Raw genomic sequence first — 1746 nt, forward strand, 5'->3', positions numbered from 1 at the left:
CTGCCGTCCAATGCTGTCAACTTAAGAGAGAGTACTAACATGCATATCTAATTCCACAATGAGATAAAAATATAAGAACACTTGAATTTCCAAGATTTCTACGCAATTATTGTTTTTTAATCAATACAGACCAGAACAAGTAATATAATACTATATATGATAAATAATGGTAACATAACAATTGACAAGCTATAAAATAATATATAGAAACAAACATACAAAAAGGACATTAGAAATATGAAATCAAATGATAGAATAAACTTATCTTTGTCTAAATTAGGGAGTCAACGTATACACAATATAGCAAGACTTTCAGATGAAGCATTTACTAGAAAAAGAAAAATGCCACTCCAAGATATGTTAACGTTTACGTTAACACAGAAAGGTAAGACACTAAGTATGGAAATTAACAATTATTTCAAAGATATTAACAAAAGAGAGAATAGAATTACCAAACAAGCTTTTTCAAAACAAAGAATGAAGCTAAACCCAGAAGTGTTCGTCCAATTAGGTCGTGAATATATTGAAACTATATATGATGACTGTGAATACGAGACTCTTAAGGACTATATAATAATGGCTGTTGACGGAACAGTGTTAGAAGTTCCTGATACTAAGGAACTAAGAAGAATATATGATTGTGAGCGTGGTGATAATAAGCATGATATGAGGGTGGCAAGAGCAAGAGTTTCAGGAATATATGATGTTTTAAATGATATAATGATAGATGCACAGATTGATAAATACACCGCCTCAGAAAAAGATATGGGCTTGAGGAATATTCTAAACATGATAAATATGTTGAAGGATAAGAAAGTAATGATAATTTTTGACAGGGGATATATTTCGGCTGAGTTATTGTTAATCTTATTAAAATTAGATGTATGCTTTCTTTTTAGAGTCCAAAGTGGACGATATGAAGCAGAAAAAGGCTCTATGAAAAATAATGATGAAGTTGTAAAATTTGAAATAAATAAAAGCAGAAAAAGAAGAATGTCCAGCGAAATTCTACAATATGTAAACAGCATAGATTCTATAGATATTAGAATTACAAAAATCATGTTAAATACTGGTGAAGAAGAGTACCTATTTTCCAATATTCCTTTTGAAGATTTTGATACAGATGAAATTGGTAATTTATATTCTAAACGTTGGAGGATTGAGACGGCATATGATATTATTAAAAACAAATTATATGTTGAGAATTTTTCTGGCAAAAAAGAAATAATCATAGAACAGGATTTCTATGCTCAGATGTTGCTGTTAAACATGATTCAAGATTTAAAGAATGATGCTAACCGCAGATTATATACTGAGGGTAAAAAAGACTTGAAGTACGACTATAAAATCAATATGAATGTATTTATTGGAACATTTAGAGAGTATCTTATACAAATAGCTCTCGAAAATAATCCTCAAAAAAGCCAAATGCTTTATGAATATCTAATTGAGGAGGCCACAGAAAATCTAGTACCGATTAAAGCCGGGCGAAGCTTCCCGCGTACGCGTATAAGACGAAGAAATAAATATACCCAAAACTTGAGGCATAATTAATTCTTATATTAAAAAGGGCTTGCCCGTTCTGTTTATAACAAAACGGGCACTAGGTATGTCCATTTGGGTTAATCCCTTCTCTATAACATAGATTTTTCTTCATATTAGCCTAGAATAATAATCGAAAATTTACAAAGTATTTGAACGAAGATAGAATATAAAGATAATAATTTCTTAAGTTGACAGCATTGG

At 30.3% G+C, this 1746-nt stretch carries 1 protein-coding gene; it reads left to right on the plus strand.

Going from position 1 to position 1746, the window contains the following annotated elements; all coding sequences use genetic code 11:
* The first annotated feature begins 237 nt into the window (after positions 1-237).
* The gene (locus tag CHB72_RS25695) at positions 238-1554 is read left to right on the plus strand and encodes an IS4 family transposase (RefSeq protein WP_089285689.1); all 1317 of its coding nucleotides are present in this window, start codon (positions 238-240) and stop codon (positions 1552-1554) included.
* Positions 1555-1746: the final 192 nt, after the last annotated feature.

It is taken from the genome of Anaerovirgula multivorans (genome assembly GCF_900188145.1).
Taxonomy (GTDB): Bacteria; Bacillota; Clostridia; order Peptostreptococcales; family Natronincolaceae; genus Anaerovirgula; species Anaerovirgula multivorans.

What these genes read in the sequence shown, in the direction of transcription:
- CHB72_RS25695 (WP_089285689.1), top strand. Translation starts at nt 238, where the DNA reads ATGAAATCAAATGATAGAATAAACTTATCTTTGTCTAAATTAGGGAGT.